The sequence below is a fragment of the Mesorhizobium sp. Root554 genome, from assembly GCF_001427025.1.
Lineage (GTDB): Bacteria > Pseudomonadota > Alphaproteobacteria > Rhizobiales > Rhizobiaceae > Mesorhizobium.
Genome location: NZ_LMGA01000001.1, coordinates 2,786,393 through 2,800,472 on the forward strand (window position 1 = coordinate 2,786,393; position 14,080 = coordinate 2,800,472).

At 64.2% G+C, this 14,080-nt stretch carries 14 protein-coding genes; 9 read left to right on the forward strand and 5 right to left on the reverse strand.

What is annotated here, in order from left to right:
• The 3 genes from ASD44_RS13630 to ASD44_RS13640 all read left to right on the forward strand — a co-directional run bounded on the left by ASD44_RS13630 (nt 1) and on the right by ASD44_RS13640 (nt 4,274).
• The gene (locus tag ASD44_RS13630; protein ID WP_056112917.1) at nt 1-2,541 is read left to right on the forward strand and encodes an ABC transporter permease; all 2,541 of its coding nucleotides are present in this window, start codon (nt 1-3) and stop codon (nt 2,539-2,541) included.
• A 236-nt stretch (nt 2,542-2,777) separates the two neighbouring features.
• The gene (locus tag ASD44_RS13635) at nt 2,778-3,557 is read left to right on the forward strand and encodes a Bax inhibitor-1/YccA family protein (RefSeq protein ID WP_056112920.1); all 780 of its coding nucleotides are present in this window, start codon (nt 2,778-2,780) and stop codon (nt 3,555-3,557) included.
• A 144-nt stretch (nt 3,558-3,701) separates the two neighbouring features.
• On the forward strand, nt 3,702-4,274 hold the full coding sequence (locus ASD44_RS13640) for a GNAT family N-acetyltransferase (RefSeq protein WP_056112923.1): 573 nt from the start codon (nt 3,702-3,704) through the stop codon (nt 4,272-4,274).
• Between the two features lie 105 nt (nt 4,275-4,379).
• On the opposite strand, the gene ASD44_RS13645 is transcribed toward ASD44_RS13640, so the two are convergent.
• Both ASD44_RS13645 and ASD44_RS13650 read right to left on the reverse strand, forming a co-directional pair.
• Entirely contained in the window at nt 4,380-4,763 is a 384-nt protein-coding gene (locus tag ASD44_RS13645; protein ID WP_056112925.1) for a DUF2794 domain-containing protein, read from the reverse strand.
• A gap of 391 nt (nt 4,764-5,154) precedes the next feature.
• Nucleotides 5,155-5,958 (reverse strand): thioredoxin family protein, encoded by an 804-nt coding sequence (locus ASD44_RS13650; protein WP_056112929.1) that lies wholly within the window; start codon nt 5,956-5,958, stop codon nt 5,155-5,157.
• 172 nt (nt 5,959-6,130) lie between these two features.
• On the opposite strand from ASD44_RS13650, the gene ASD44_RS13655 reads away from it, so the two are divergent.
• Nucleotides 6,131-6,802 carry a ceramidase domain-containing protein gene (locus ASD44_RS13655; RefSeq protein ID WP_056112932.1) on the forward strand — a complete coding sequence of 224 codons (672 nt, stop codon included), beginning with the start codon at nt 6,131-6,133 and terminating at the stop codon, nt 6,800-6,802.
• 166 nt (nt 6,803-6,968) lie between these two features.
• Here the strand turns inward: ASD44_RS13655 and acnA are convergent, their stop codons facing one another.
• Nucleotides 6,969-9,659, reverse strand: a complete 2,691-nt coding sequence (acnA, locus tag ASD44_RS13660; RefSeq protein WP_056112935.1) for an aconitate hydratase AcnA — start codon at nt 9,657-9,659, stop codon at nt 6,969-6,971.
• 278 nt (nt 9,660-9,937) lie between these two features.
• Between acnA and ccmA the strand changes: the two genes are divergently transcribed.
• The 5 genes from ccmA (at nt 9,938) to ASD44_RS13685 (ending at nt 13,205) form a co-directional block, all read left to right on the forward strand.
• On the forward strand, nt 9,938-10,594 hold the full coding sequence (gene ccmA / locus ASD44_RS13665; protein WP_056112938.1) for a heme ABC exporter ATP-binding protein CcmA: 657 nt from the start codon (nt 9,938-9,940) through the stop codon (nt 10,592-10,594).
• Nucleotides 10,594-11,259, forward strand: coding sequence for a heme exporter protein CcmB (gene ccmB / locus ASD44_RS13670; protein WP_056112941.1), 666 nt, complete (start codon nt 10,594-10,596; stop codon nt 11,257-11,259). Before ccmA ends, ccmB begins: the two co-directional genes overlap by 1 nt.
• Nucleotides 11,260-11,362: 103 nt before the next feature.
• Entirely contained in the window at nt 11,363-11,542 is a 180-nt protein-coding gene (gene ccmD, locus ASD44_RS13675) for a heme exporter protein CcmD (RefSeq protein ID WP_056112943.1), read from the forward strand.
• 38 nt (nt 11,543-11,580) lie between these two features.
• Nucleotides 11,581-12,150, forward strand: coding sequence for a DsbE family thiol:disulfide interchange protein (locus ASD44_RS13680; protein WP_056116189.1), 570 nt, complete (start codon nt 11,581-11,583; stop codon nt 12,148-12,150).
• Nucleotides 12,147-13,205, forward strand: coding sequence for a DUF2332 family protein (locus ASD44_RS13685; protein WP_056112946.1), 1,059 nt, complete (start codon nt 12,147-12,149; stop codon nt 13,203-13,205). The genes ASD44_RS13680 and ASD44_RS13685 overlap by 4 nt, the downstream gene beginning before the upstream one ends.
• Before the next feature lie 6 nt (nt 13,206-13,211).
• Here ASD44_RS13685 and ASD44_RS18605 read toward each other — a convergent pair whose 3' ends face one another.
• Together ASD44_RS18605 and ASD44_RS13690 are read right to left on the reverse strand one after the other, a co-directional pair.
• The gene (locus tag ASD44_RS18605; protein ID WP_156459851.1) at nt 13,212-13,376 is read right to left on the reverse strand and encodes a DUF1127 domain-containing protein; all 165 of its coding nucleotides are present in this window, start codon (nt 13,374-13,376) and stop codon (nt 13,212-13,214) included.
• Between the two features lie 131 nt (nt 13,377-13,507).
• On the reverse strand, nt 13,508-14,038 hold the full coding sequence (locus ASD44_RS13690) for an NADPH-dependent FMN reductase (protein ID WP_056112949.1): 531 nt from the start codon (nt 14,036-14,038) through the stop codon (nt 13,508-13,510).
• Between the last annotated feature and the right edge of the window lie 42 nt (nt 14,039-14,080).

Sequence of the window (14,080 nt, forward strand, 5' to 3'; positions counted from 1 at the left end):
ATGATCCGTATGCTTTCCCTCGCTTTGCGGTTCTCGTTGCGCGAAATGCGCGGCGGCCTCTCGGGCTTCTTCATCTTCATCGCCTGCATCGCCATCGGCGTCGCGGCCATCGGCGGCGTCAATTCGGTGGCGCGCTCGATCTCCGCCGGCGTGTCCAATCAGGGGCAGACGCTTTTGGGCGGCGACATCCGCTTTGAACTCAACCAGCGCGAGGCGACCGACGCCGAACGCGATTTCTTCACCGGTCTTGGCGCGGTTGCCGAAAGCGCCAACATGCGCTCCATGGCCCGCCGTGAAGATGGTTCGGACCAGGCGCTGGTGGAAGCCAAGGCCGTCGATGCCGCCTATCCGCTCTATGGCGCGCTGAACACCGAACCAGCCGAAACGCTGCCCGACCTGCTCGGCGAACGCGATGGCGTCTTCGGCGCCGCCGCGCCCGACATCCTGTTCGAGCGTCTCGGCCTCAAGCTCGGCGATCGCCTCAAGCTCGGCGATTCCAGCTTCGAGTTGCGCGCTCGTATCCTGGAAGAGCCCGACGCGGTTTCCGATGGTTTTGGTTTCGCGCCGCGACTTCTCTTGTCTGACGAAGGCCTGGCGGCGTCTGGTCTCGTGCGGCCGGGCAGCCTGGTCGAGCACGTTTATAAGATCCGCATTCCCGGCGCGACCGAAGCCGACATCGCGGCCATCCAGAGCCGGGCGACCGCTGACTTTCCGCAGGCTGGCTGGTCGGTGCGGACCCGCGACAACGCCGCTCCGTCGCTATCGTCCAACATCGAACGCTTCTCGCAATTTCTCACCCTTGTCGGCCTGACAGCGCTGGTCGTCGGCGGCGTTGGCGTCGCCAATGCGGTGCGCGCCTATCTCGACAGCAAGCGCGGCGTCATCGCCACCTTCAAGAGCCTCGGCGCTTCGGGCGGGTTCGTCTTCACCGTCTATCTGGTGCAGATCCTGATGATCGCCGCCATGGGCATCGTCGCCGGCCTGGTGCTCGGAGCGCTGATGCCGTTTGCCGCGGCGTGGGCGTTGCAATCGCTCATCCCGGTGCCGGCCGAGGGCGGCTTCTATCCCGGCGCGCTGGCGATGGCGGCGCTTTTCGGCTTGCTGGTGACACTGGTGTTTGCCCTGCTGCCACTCGGGCGCGCCCGCGACGTGCCGGCGACCGCGCTGTTCCGCGAAATGGGCTTCGAAAGCCGCGGCGCGCCGCGCTGGCCCTACGTCGCCGCCGCGATCGCGATCGCACTGGCGCTGGCGGCCCTGGCCATCCTGTTCTCCGACGACCGCCGCATCGCCGCGATCTTTACCGGCGCGACGCTGTTTTCTTTCCTGGTGCTGCGCCTCGTCGCAAGCCTGGTACAATGGCTTGCCCGCAAGGCGCCTCGCGTGCGCTCCACCGCGCTGCGCCTCGCCATCGGCAACATCCACCGTCCCGGCGCGCTGACGCCCTCGGTGGTGCTGTCGCTGGGGCTCGGCCTGACGCTTTTGGTAACGCTGGCGCTGATCGACGGCAATCTGCGGCAGCAGATCGGCGGCAGCCTGCCCGAACGGGCGCCGAACTTCTTCTTCGTCGATATCCAGAGCACCGAAATCGAGCCGTTCTCGGCGCTGCTGGCGAAGGAATCCCCTAGGGGCGAACTGGCCCGCGTGCCGATGCTGCGCGGCCGCGTCATGGCGCTGAACGGCGTGCCCGTCGATAAGGTCGAAGTTCCGCCGGAAGGCGCCTGGGTGCTGCGCGGCGACCGGGGCCTGACCTATGAGGCGGAAAAGCCGGGCAACGCCACCCTGACGCAAGGCCGCTGGTGGCCGAAAGACTATGCCGGCGAACCGCTGGTCTCGTTCGCCGCCGAGGAAGCCGCCCAGATCGGCCTCAAGCTCGGCGACACGGTCACCGTCAATGTGCTCGGCCGCAACGTGACGGCGAAGATCGCCAATCTGCGCAAGGTCGAGTGGCAGAACATGGGGATCAATTTCGTCATGGTATTCTCGCCCAACACCTTCGCCGGCGCGCCGCATTCCTGGCTGGCGACGTTAACGGACAAACAGGCCGACGCCGCCAGCGACGCGAAACTGCTCAACGCCGTGACCCGCGCCTTCCCGACCGTGACGGCCGTCCGCGTCAAGGATGCGCTCGACATCGTCAACCGCCTGATCGGCCAGATCGGCACCGCGATCCGCGCCGCGGCGGGCGTTGCTTTGATCGCCTCCGTTCTGGTGCTGGCCGGCGCGCTCGCCGCCGGCAACAGGGCGCGCGTCCATGATGCGGTCGTGCTGAAGACGCTCGGCGCCACACGCCGCACGCTGATCGCGGCGTTCTCCTTGGAATACGTGCTGATTGGACTGGCCACCGCCATCTTCGCGCTTGCCGCAGGCGGCGCGGCGGCATGGTTCGTCGTCGCCCGCGTCATGTCGCTGCCGTCGCATTTCATGCCGGAGGTCGCGGTGGGAACCATCATCTTCGCGCTGGTGGTGACGGTCGGTATAGGCCTTGCCGGCACTTGGCGCGTGCTGGGCCATAAGGCCGCACCCGTGCTGCGCGAGCTGTGATTCGACGTGAAAACCCGGTCGTTAAGCGGCGGATTCGATGAAATTTTCGTAATCTGGTCGCACGGGGATCGCGCAAATGGAGCCTTTCGGCCCCTCACGCCCTGTTTCGCCTGGTTACGGGCCTTGTTCTTGACGAAAAGAATCATCATATTTCGCCACAGGCATGCTGGAGCCCCGCCAGCGGCGCCTGGGTTCTCGAACCTGACACCGGACGGGGCAGAGCAAAGAGGAATCCCATGTCTGAATTCCGCAATTACCAAACGCGCGCCGCGCCTGTCGGCACCCAGGCCGATGCTGCCATCGACCAGGGCCTGCGCGCCTACATGATCCGTGTCTACAACCTGATGGGCATGGGCCTGGTCATCACCGGCCTCGCCGCGCTCGGCACAGTCATGCTGGCAACCACCAACGATCCGGCGTCCGCCGTCGCCACCATGGCCAATGGCCAGATGCTGACCTCCTTCGGTTACGCCATCTTCGCCTCGCCGCTGAAGTGGCTGGTGATCCTGGCCCCGCTCGGCGCGGTCATGTTCCTGTCGTTCCGCGTCCAGTCCATGAGCGTCTCGGCCGCGCAGACCACCTTCTGGATCTATGCCGGTCTGGTCGGCCTGTCGCTGTCGTCGATCTTCCTGATCTACACGACCGCGTCGATCGCGCAGACCTTCTTCGCCACCGCTGCCGGTTTCGGTGCGCTGTCGCTGTATGGCTACACCACCAAGCGTGACCTGACCGGCGTCGGCTCGTTCCTGATCATGGGCGTGTTCGGCCTGATCATCGCCATGATCATCAACATCTTCCTGCAGTCTTCGGCGCTGGGTTTCGCCATCTCGGCGATCGGCGTGCTGATCTTCGCCGGCCTCACCGCCTACGACACGCAGAAGATCAAGGAGATGTATTTCGAAGGCGACGACCAGTTGGTCGCAGGCCGCAAGTCGATCATGGGCGCGCTGACGCTCTACCTCGACTTCATCAACCTGTTCATGTTCATGCTGCAGTTCATGGGCGATCGCCGCTGATCTGCACGCTTCGCGAGCAATCATTGAAAAGAAAGGGCGGCGCGAGCCGCCCTTTCTTTTTGACCATGTCCGTATGGAGATGGCCCTTTTCTTTTGGGCCGGCCTTTGCTTCATAGGCAACGCAGACCAACCAAGTCCCATGCCATGAACCTCGGTACCATCCGGGCGGCCACCGCCGCCGACCTCGACCGCATCACCGAAATCTACGCCGACGCCGTGCTGAACGGCACCGCCACCTATGAACTGGAACCGCCGAGCCGCACCGAAATGGCAGCGCGCTTCGAAGCGCTGGCGGATGGCGGCTTTCCCTATCTCGTCGCCGAAGACGGCGAAGGGGGCGCGTTGCTCGGCTACGCCTATGCCGGACCGTTCCGGCCGCGCCCGGCCTACCGCTTCATCGTCGAGGATTCCGTCTATGTCGCTCCGGAGGCCAAGGGCCAAGGCATCGGCCGGCTGCTGATGGAGCGGTTGATAGAGGCTTCGCGGACGCTCGGCTTTCGCCAGATCGTCGCCGTCATCGGCGACGGCCACGCCGCCAGCGCCTCGGTGAGACTGCATGAGAAGCTCAGCTTCGTCCATTCGGGCAGACTGACCGGTTCCGGCTACAAGCATGGCCGCTGGCTGGACACCGTCTTCATGCAGTTGGAGATGAATGGCGGGGCGTCAGTCCCGCCGGATCCCGACTCGCTGCCGGAGCGGAATTTCAGGGGAGGCTAGCTTCCTTTTTCCCGTTCACGGCGGGACTATGGGATATGGCACGGCCTACCCCCACTCCGTCGCATGGCATATGCGATTGCCCATATCTAACAGGAGAACAGAAGCTCAGGCTTCGACCAGCTTCAGCCTGCTGTCGAAGACGCCCAGCACCCGCGCCAGCTCGTGTCCGCGTTTGAGGATGCGCCCGCCGGCGGCGACAACGGAAAACGCCCCCTGGCGCCTGGCAAGCTTCGGATCCTTGACGATCTGGAACAGCGGAACCTCGCTGGTGCGGCGGAAAACCGAGAATACCGCCCTGTCGGTCAGATGATCGATGGCGTAGTCACGCCATTCGTTTGCGGCGACCATGCGACCATAGAGCCTCAGGATCAGGTCCAGTTCGCGCCGCTCGAACGCGACAGGCATGTCGAGGCGTTCGCGCCTGGCTTCATGCAACGGGATCAGTATTGCGGATCCTTCCCCATCCTCCATCCCGCCGCCTTCCGTCATGCGCTGATCCCTCAGTGTTTCTGATCAAGGTTAGCTGACGTAAAAGTTGGCGCGTTCAGGGTACAATTGCAAGGCCGGAAGCGCACGGCCGGACAATTCTCCCCTTCCCGAAAGGTCCACTCACATTTGTGAAACATCTGTTGGAATTGGTGATGGCTCGCCACATTCCCGCCATTTTTTATCCGCGCTCCCGCCCCAATGTCCGAAGAATTTACCCCCGTTGCCTGAGACGGTTCGGTCCGGCACCGGCTCGTAAACCCCAAGCCCCCCGCCCACGGGTCAGAGTCGGATCGAACCAACCTCGGCTTTTCGTCTTGAAAAGTCAGGTGCGACGATCCCAAAATTAACCGGTGTCAGTTCACTTTGACGCCGGTTTTTTGTTGTCCGGATTTTATGGTTTCGCCACCGGATGTGTCGGCTCGCCAGGCTTGTAGGCTGCCGGCTTGCGGATAAAGGCGGCGCCGAGGATAGGCCCCGGTAACCCATCCTTGCCGACGGACTGCAAAAGCACGGCACAGCCCGCCTTCTTCGAGATTTCGCTGATCGGCAGTTCGTAGCGCTGCGCCTTGCCGTGCCACATGCCTGCGGTCTGGATACCGGTGACCGCGTTCCAGTAGGTCAGCTTTCTTCCGTCATTCTCGCCATGGGCGATGGTGACAGTCTGCGGTGGATCGAAAAACACGATGACGACATGGGCGCTGGCCGAAGACCCCGCCACCGCGTCGCCCGCGTCGATCATGACGCCGTCGCCGTCGCGACTGACCTTGATGCGGACCCGCATCCCTTCGCCCGCCTTCTCCAGCGCGGCAAGCGTCCCGCCAACGGCGCCGCGGTTGGCGCCGTTCACATGGGCGCGGCCGTTCACGACAGCCTGCGGCGTATAGACGGAGCGGCTGCGGAACGCGCGCATATACTCGTACTGCCGCTCGGTGTTCTCCTTGCGGCTCAGCGTGTCACGCCAGCCGAGATAGTCCCAGTAATCGACATGATAGGCCAGCGCGACGATGTCCTGCCGCGCCGCCAGTTCGCCGAACAGTTCGTCCGCAGGCGGACAGGAATTGCAGCCCTGGCTGGTGAACAGCTCGACCACGCCCAGCGGCTTGTCGCCTTCCTCGGCGCGGCTGCCGCCGGCAAGGGCAGCAATGGCGAACGCCAACGCCGCCGGCCGCAGGGACTTTCGAAGCGTCATAACCATTCCCGCTCGCCGGTGACGCCGGCTTCTTCCTTCTGATTGCCGAAATGTTTGGCAGAAGCCGGCCTCAACGGGAAGTCACGTTGCGGTGAAATTTTTTCCTTGCCCGACATGGACCGTACGATTGCAATCGGGCAGGCTGCATGCGGGGGCTGCAAGCTGGGCATTTCGCGCTATGTGGCAGATTTTCATGACGCCGGTCGATCTCTATTGCGAGCGGACCGGACCCGACCTTTGGTCGGAGCCGCTGAACGCGCTGACCAACCTCGCCTTCATCGCCGCCGGTCTGTGGGGCGTGCGCGAGGTGCGCAGGCGCGACACAGGCGCCTTCGCGGAAGTCCTGGCGTGGTGGGTGGTTGCGATCGGCATCGGCTCGGCGGTCTTCCATACCGTTGCCACCAACGGGACGGTCTGGGTCGATGTGCTGCCGATCGCCGGCTTCACTCTCGCCTACACGCTGTTCAACCTGCGCCGCTTTCTCGACATGAGCTGGCAGCGGTCGCTTGCCGTTTTCGTGCTGTTCTACGTGGCCGTTGGGCTTTTGACATGGGCCGTTCCGGACTGGCTTCGGCAGGCCTCGAACGGCACCACAGGTTATCTGCCACCGTTCCTCGCGCTGGCCTTCTTCGGCGTCTGGGTGACGGCGACCGGAAATCGCGCCGGCTGGTACAATCTCGCCGGCTCCTGCATCTTCGTCGTCTCGGTCATCTGCCGCATGATCGATCCGCTGGTCTGCACCAGCTTTCCGTTGGGAACACACTTTCTCTGGCACATGCTGAACGGACTGATGCTCGGCGTGCTCCTGGCGGCAGCGGCGCGATACGGGGCGGCGCGAAAAGCCAGATAAGGGTGGCTCGAAATCGACGCTGCCTGCATCTCCCCGTCACTATACGGGGAGACGATGCCGGCACGCAGATGAGGGGCGGCGCGAAGCTTTGAAAGCTGGGTGCTATCCCTCATCCGGCCCGACGGGCCACCTTCTCCCCGTTCACGGGGAGAAGGAAAGCGCAATGTCACGCCGCCAGATCACGCAGCACATATTGCAGGATGCCGCCATTCTTGAAGTAGTCGAGTTCGTCCAGCGTATCGATGCGGCACAGGATCGGAACCTGCTTCACCGTGCCGTCGCCATAGGTGATTTTGGCGGTCATCTTCTGCCGCGGCTTGATTGCCTCCAGACCATCGATCTCGACCAGTTCGTCGCCCTTGAGATTGAGCGTCGCCCACGACGTGCCGTCCTCGAACACGAACGGGATGACGCCCATGCCGACCAGGTTCGAGCGATGGATGCGCTCGAACGACTGGGCGATGACGGCCCGGACGCCGAGCAGATTGGTGCCCTTGGCCGCCCAGTCGCGCGACGAGCCGTTGCCGTATTCGACGCCGGCGAAGATGACCAGCGGCACGCCTTCCTTGCGGTACTCCATCGCCGCATCGTAGATCGGCATCTCCTCCTTGGACGGATAGTGGATCGTGTAACCACCCTCCCTGCCGTTTTCCCCCAGCATGTGGTTGCGGATACGGATGTTGGCGAAGGTGCCGCGCATCATCACCTCATGGTTGCCGCGGCGCGTGCCGTACTGGTTGAAGTCGGCGACGCCGACGCCATGGTCCATGAGATACTTGCCCGCCGGTGAAGCCGCCTTGATCGAGCCAGCCGGCGAGATGTGGTCGGTGGTGATCTTGTCGCCGAACAGGCCGAGCACGCGGGCGCCCCTGATGTCGCCGATCTTGCCGAAACCCTTGGTCATGCCGGCGAAATAGGGCGGGTTCTGCACATAGGTCGAATCGTCGTCCCAGGTGTAGGTCTGTCCGGTCGGCGCTTTCACCGCCTGCCAGTTCTCGTCGCCCTTGAAGACGTCGGCATATTTGCGGGCGAACAGCTCGCGCGTCACGTTCTTCTCGATGAACTCCTGGATTTCCGCGCTGGTCGGCCAGATGTCCTTGAGCATCACCGGCTTGCCGTTGCGGTCCTCGCCAATCGGCTCGGTGGTCAGGTCCTTGGTGACCGTACCGGCAAGCGCGTGCGCCACCACCAGCGGCGGCGAGGCGAGATAGTTCGCCTGCACGTCAGGCGAGACCCGGCCCTCGAAATTGCGGTTGCCCGAAAGCACGGCGGCGGCGATCAGGCCCTTCTCGTTGATGGTCCTCGAGATCGGTTCCGGCAGCGGGCCAGAATTGCCGATGCAGGTCGTGCAGCCGAAGCCGACCAGGTTGAAGCCGATCTGGTCGAGTTCCTTTTGCAGGCCTGACTTTTCAAGGTACTCGGCCACAACCTGCGAGCCGGGAGCCAGCGACGTCTTGACCCACGGCTTCTGCTTGAGGCCAAGACGGTTGGCGTTGCGGGCCAGCAGCCCGGCGCCAATCAGCACCGAGGGGTTGGACGTGTTGGTGCAGGAGGTGATGGCGGCGATGACGACATCGCCATGGCCGAGATCGTGGCCGGTGCCTTCCACCGCATAGCGCTTGTGGAGTTCGGCAGCCTTCTTGTACTCCGTCTCCATCGCCGCGGCGAAGCCAGCCGGAATGCCTTCCAGCGCGACGCGGCCTTCCGGACGCTTCGGGCCGGCCATCGACGGCACGACGCTGCCGAGATCCAGTTCCAGCATGTCGGTGAAGATAGGATCGGCGGAGGAATTGTCGCGCCACATCCCTTGCGCCTTGGAATAGGCTTCGACCAGCGCGATGCGGTTTTCCGAGCGGCCGGACATGTTGAGATAGCGGATTGTTTCGGCATCGACCGGGAAGAAGCCGCAGGTAGCGCCATATTCCGGCGCCATGTTGCCGATGGTGGCGCGGTCGGCCAGCGTCATGTTCGACAGGCCCGGGCCGAAGAACTCGACGAACTTGCCGACGACGCCCTTCTTGCGCAGCATCTGGGTGACGGTCAGCACCAGATCGGTGGCGGTGACGCCTTCCTTGAGCTTGCCGGTCAGGCGGAAGCCGATGACTTCGGGAAGAAGCATGGAGACGGGCTGGCCAAGCATGGCCGCTTCCGCCTCGATGCCGCCGACGCCCCAGCCGAGAACGCCGAGGCCGTTGATCATCGTCGTGTGCGAATCGGTGCCGACGCAGGTGTCCGGATAGGCGGTCGTTTCGCCATCCTCATTGTTGGTCCACACCACCTGGCCGAGATATTCAAGGTTGACCTGGTGGCAGATTCCGGTGCCGGGCGGCACGACGCGGAAGTTGCGGAACGCCTGCTGGCCCCATTTGAGGAACTTGTAGCGCTCTTCGTTGCGCTCATATTCCAGTTCGACATTGCGGGCGAAGGCCATCGGCGTGCCGAACTCGTCGACGATGACGGAGTGGTCGATGACCAGATCGACCGGCACCAGCGGGTTGATCTTCTGCGGATCGCCGCCGAGCGACGCGAGGCCGTCGCGCATGGCGGCAAGATCGACCACCGCCGGAACGCCGGTGAAGTCCTGCATCAGCACCCGGGCCGGGCGATAGGCGATCTCGACGCCAGCGGTGCCCTTGTCAGTCAGCCAGCCAGCCACCGCCTGGATCGATTCCTTGGTGACGGAACGGCCATCTTCGTTGCGCAGGAGATTTTCCAGCAGAACCTTCATTGAATAAGGCAGCTGGGCGATGCCGGTGAGGCCGTTCTTCTCGGCCTCGGTCAGGTCGTAATAGACATAATCCGCCCCGCCCGCGGTCAGGGTACGGCGGCAATTGAAACTATCGAGAGATTTGGACACGGAATGACCCCATCTGGTCTGTTGCCTTCGAGGGAACGGACTCCGATGGGCATGCGATCACGCGCAAAGGTGCGGGTACGGCCATTTCCGCTGTCCGCTCCCGGACGCCCGGCCATTTCTGGTCGTGCGCCGGTCCGGCACAATAAAGGTTGCCTTCCCCGACCGCTGGGGTTGGTATGCCGCATATAGAGAAATTTCTGGAATAGTTCTAGACGGGTTTTGGCAAAATTGCTGCGTCGGGCAAATGCGGCGCCTGGACTTTCGGCGAAAGGGTGGAAATGCGGCTTGTCGCCGAAGATCTCAGCGGGGAACGCGGCGGCGAACCGGTCTTTTCCGAGATCGGGTTCGCGCTAGAAAGCGGCCAGGCCCTGGCCGTCACAGGCCCTAACGGATCCGGCAAGTCGACGTTGCTGCGCGTCCTGTGTGGGCTTCTGCCCGCTTCAAACGGAAACGTCCGGGTGGAAGGCGGCGGCGATGCCTTTACGACGCCGGCGGCCGCTTGCCACTATCTCGGCCATCATAACGCGATGAAGCCGGCCCTGATCGTGCGGGAAAATCTGGACTTCTGGCAGCGATTCGCCGGAGAGAGTGACGGGGTTCTTTCCGGACAGGCCGCCGCGCTTTCGGTGATGGAGGCGCTGGCGGCTGTCGGCCTTGACGCGATCCCGCATCTGCCCTTCGGCTACCTCTCCACCGGCCAGCGCCGCCGCGTCGCCATCGCCAGGCTGCTGGTGTCGTTTCGCCCGATCTGGCTGCTCGACGAACCGACCGCCGGGCTCGACAAGGCATCCGAGGCGCGCTTCGCCGGCCTGATGAAAGCGCATTGCTCGGCCGGCGGCATCGTTGTCGCGGCGACGCATTCGCCGCTGGGACTGGAAGAAGCGGGCGAGCTGAGGATGGGAGCGTCCTCGCCTTTTCCCCAAGGGGCAGGGTAATGCTGGCCCTCTTCCGCCGCGACCTTCGGCTGGGTTTCCGCGCTGGCGGCGGGGCGCTCACCGGCGTCATCTTCTTCCTCGCCGTCATCGTCACCATTCCGTTCGGCGTCGGCCCGGACCTGAATCTGCTCGCCCGCATCGGCCCGGCGATCCTGTGGATCGGCGCACTGCTTGCCTCGCTGCTCGGCCTCGACCGGCTGTTCCAGGCCGACCGCGAGGACGGCTCGCTCGATCTTCTGGTGCTGGAAAGCGACCGCCACATGCTGGCGCTGACCGTGCTGGTGAAATGCCTGGCGCACTGGACGGCGACAGCCCTGCCGCTGGTGATCGCCGCCCCCCTGCTCGGCCTGTTCATGAACATGACGCCGGCCGGGATCGGCGCCACGGCCCTCACCCTGCTGGTCGGCACCCCGGCCATAGCCTTCATCGGCGCGGCGGGGGCGGCGGTCGCGGTGGCGCTGCCGCGCGGCGGCCTGCTGATCTCGGTGCTGGTGCTGCCGCTGACCATCCCGGTGCTGATCTTCGGCGTCTTGGCCAGCTATGGCGCAGTAAACGATCCGGACCCCTTCCTGCAGCCTTTCCTCATTCTTGCCGCGCTGACGCTGTTTCTTGCGGTCATCGGCCCGGTCGCAGCCGCGGTCGCGCTCAAACATGGAGCGGATTGATTGATCACGATCGGTTCAGGCCGCAGCCATGCGCGCCCATACCCGATTGCACGGCTTCTGAGGCGCCGCTAAGGAAAAGCATGTTTCTGGAGAAGAACCGGCCATGAGCACGCACGCGCTCTACGTCACCGCCGCTTATGCTATCACCGCCGTGGTGCTGGCAGGGCTGATCGGCTGGATTCTGCTCGACCAACGGGCACGCAAGCGCGAGCTGGCGGAGTTGGAAGCGGCCGGCATCCGACGCCGTTCGGACAAGCCGTCGAAGCAGCCGTCGAAGTCATGACCGGCCAGCCAGCCGAAGGCCGGGAAGCGCCGGCAACCATGGAAACCGGCGCGTCGCATCGGCCGCGCTTGATCCTGCTGCTGCCGCTGGCGATTTTCCTGGGGTTGGCCGGCCTGTTCCTGGCGCAGCTCCTGTCCGGGCGCGACATCGCCGAAGTGCCCTCGGCGCTCATCGGCCAGTCAGCGCCTGAGACCAGCCTGCCGGCGTTGGCGGGAACCGATCTGCCGGGCCTCGACTCCAAGGCCTTTGCCGGCAAGGTGACGCTGGTGAATGTTTTCGGCTCGTGGTGCGTGCCGTGCCGCGACGAGCATCCCGTCCTGCTCGCCCTGTCACGGGACAAGCGCTACGTCATGGCCGCGCTGAACTACAAGGACAGGCCGGAAAACGCCCGCCGCTTCCTCGGCGAGCTCGGCAATCCTTTTGCAATGATCGGGGTGGATGAGGCCGGACGGGCGGCGATCGACTGGGGTGTCTATGGCGTGCCGGAAACCTTCGTCATCGGCAAGGATGGAAAGATCGCCTACAAGCATGTCGGGCCGCTGACGCCGGAATCGGCGCGGACCCTGCTGCTGCCCGAGGTGGAAAAGGCTCTGGCCGGGTCGCAATGACACCACAAGCCATCCGCGCGCAGCAGATTCGCAACCATTTTGTCCGTCAGGCGCAAGGGTGCGACGCGCTGGGTTCTCCTTTCACGGCCACGCTTTGCCGCGCCTTCGCCGCTACGCTCGATCTGACGACGCGGACGGGCACGGCGGTGCTGTCCTGGCCAACTGACGCCGCCGCCGATGCATTGTCGCTCCGCCTGTGCGGGGCGCTTCATGCCTTGATGCTGAGCGAAGCCGAGGACGCATTGGCCAGGCTCTATCCGCCGCATCGGCTAGAGGAAGCAGAGATGATCACGCGGTTGCCGGCTATCGTCGAGCGCTTCGACGAAAGGCTCCTCGCTGGACTCGACCATGCGCCGCAGACGAACGAGGTGGCCCGCTCGGCCATGCTGCTGCCCGGCTTCACCGCCATTGCGCGCGAAACAGGATTGCCCATCGACCTGCATGAGATTGGCGCCAGCGCTGGCCTGAACCTTTTGTTCGACCGCTTTTGCTACCGTTATGCCGACACCGCGTGGGGCGATGACAGTGCGACGGTACGGCTGGCGCCGGAGGTCAGAGGCTTGGCGCCGCCGTTGGATGGGGAAATCCGGATCGTTGGCCGGCAGGGCTGCGACATCGCACCGATCGACATCGCCGATCCCGCCGCCCGGTTGCGGCTGCGGTCCTATATCTGGGCCGATCAGGCGCAGCGACTCGCACGGCTCGATGCCGCGCTGGCGATCGCCGATGCCTCGCCACCGCGCGTGGCGCGGCAAGATGCTGCATTGTTTTTGGAGAAAGGCGTGGCCGGCGCACGATCAGGTTCGGTCTTCGCGCTCTATCACTCGATCATGTGGCAGTATCTGCCTGGAGCCACGAAAACTGCTGTGGAAAAGATTATCGAAGCATTCGGCCGTACGGCAACGCCGCAAAGGCCCGTCGCCTGGCTCCGCATGGAACCGCTGACAGTCAGCGATCCTTTCGCGACCTTGTCTATGACGCTCTGGCCCGAGGGCCGCACCCGCCATCTGGCGCGGTGCGACTACCACGGACGCTGGATTGAATGGCTGGCCTGAACAGGCTCAGCCGTAGATTTGACGGCGGATCTGGTAGATCATCTCGGAACGGCTGGCGCGCATATCGGCCAGGTCGCGGTCGGTCAGGCCGGAAATCTCGTTGATGAGCTGGTTGTAGCGACGGCGCTTGGCGATTGAATCGCGGGCGCGGGACACGATGGTGTCGAACATTGTGGAACTCCTTCAGTATGCCGCACGAGGCAGCGAATTTGTTCCTCCCTCTCGGCTTCCACCATGACATAGGAATTGTGCAGCGCAATAAAAGATGCCGCAACGCAGCATTGCGCTATGCGCATGGCCGGTTAACGCGCCGTTACGAAGTCCGCGAACCGCGTCAGCGCCGACCGTATCGCCTGCCTGTGCTCCATCTCGGCCAACACCGCTTCCATCTCCGGCGGTTCCTTGCCGAGCAGGGGCACCTCAAGTTCCGGGCCGTCATAAAGATCAAACGACATGGTGCGCATGATCTCCGCCAGCGCCGCACGGGCAAAGTGCGAACGCTGCGAGGCGTGCACCAGCATTGCGGGCTTCCCGACCGCGGCTTCATGGGAGACCAGCCAGTCCAGCGCATTCTTCAGGCCACCCGGCACGCCGTGGGCATATTCCGGACAGGAGACGATGACGCCGTCGGCGTGCGCCACTGCTTCAACCAGCGCTGCCACCGCGAGGGGAAGCCGCTGCTCCTCGTCTGGATTGAAGATCGGCAAAAGGCCGAGATCGCCGTAAATCGTCACCCCGAAGCCCTTCGGCGCATCGCGCGCCAAGGCCCGGACAAGCGCCGAATTGGTCGAGACGGCCCTGAGGCTTCCCGAAATGGCAAGAAAATCCGGCATGGTGCGGCTCGCGGCGAATCCTTGCCCGCGAGCCTAACATGG

What these genes read in the sequence shown, in the direction of transcription:
- ASD44_RS13630 (WP_056112917.1), top strand. Translation starts at nt 1, where the DNA reads ATGATCCGTATGCTTTCCCTCGCTTTGCGGTTCTCGTTGCGCGAAATG.
- ASD44_RS13635 (WP_056112920.1), top strand. Translation starts at nt 2,778, where the DNA reads ATGTCTGAATTCCGCAATTACCAAACGCGCGCCGCGCCTGTCGGCACC.
- ASD44_RS13640 (WP_056112923.1), top strand. Translation starts at nt 3,702, where the DNA reads ATGAACCTCGGTACCATCCGGGCGGCCACCGCCGCCGACCTCGACCGC.
- ASD44_RS13645 (WP_056112925.1), bottom strand. Translation starts at nt 4,763, where the DNA reads ATGACGGAAGGCGGCGGGATGGAGGATGGGGAAGGATCCGCAATACTG.
- ASD44_RS13650 (WP_056112929.1), bottom strand. Translation starts at nt 5,958, where the DNA reads ATGGTTATGACGCTTCGAAAGTCCCTGCGGCCGGCGGCGTTGGCGTTC.
- ASD44_RS13655 (WP_056112932.1), top strand. Translation starts at nt 6,131, where the DNA reads ATGTGGCAGATTTTCATGACGCCGGTCGATCTCTATTGCGAGCGGACC.
- ccmA (WP_056112938.1), top strand. Translation starts at nt 9,938, where the DNA reads ATGCGGCTTGTCGCCGAAGATCTCAGCGGGGAACGCGGCGGCGAACCG.
- ccmB (WP_056112941.1), top strand. Translation starts at nt 10,594, where the DNA reads ATGCTGGCCCTCTTCCGCCGCGACCTTCGGCTGGGTTTCCGCGCTGGC.
- ccmD (WP_056112943.1), top strand. Translation starts at nt 11,363, where the DNA reads ATGAGCACGCACGCGCTCTACGTCACCGCCGCTTATGCTATCACCGCC.
- ASD44_RS13680 (WP_056116189.1), top strand. Translation starts at nt 11,581, where the DNA reads ATGGAAACCGGCGCGTCGCATCGGCCGCGCTTGATCCTGCTGCTGCCG.
- ASD44_RS13685 (WP_056112946.1), top strand. Translation starts at nt 12,147, where the DNA reads ATGACACCACAAGCCATCCGCGCGCAGCAGATTCGCAACCATTTTGTC.
- ASD44_RS18605 (WP_156459851.1), bottom strand. Translation starts at nt 13,376, where the DNA reads ATGTTCGACACCATCGTGTCCCGCGCCCGCGATTCAATCGCCAAGCGC.
- ASD44_RS13690 (WP_056112949.1), bottom strand. Translation starts at nt 14,038, where the DNA reads ATGCCGGATTTTCTTGCCATTTCGGGAAGCCTCAGGGCCGTCTCGACC.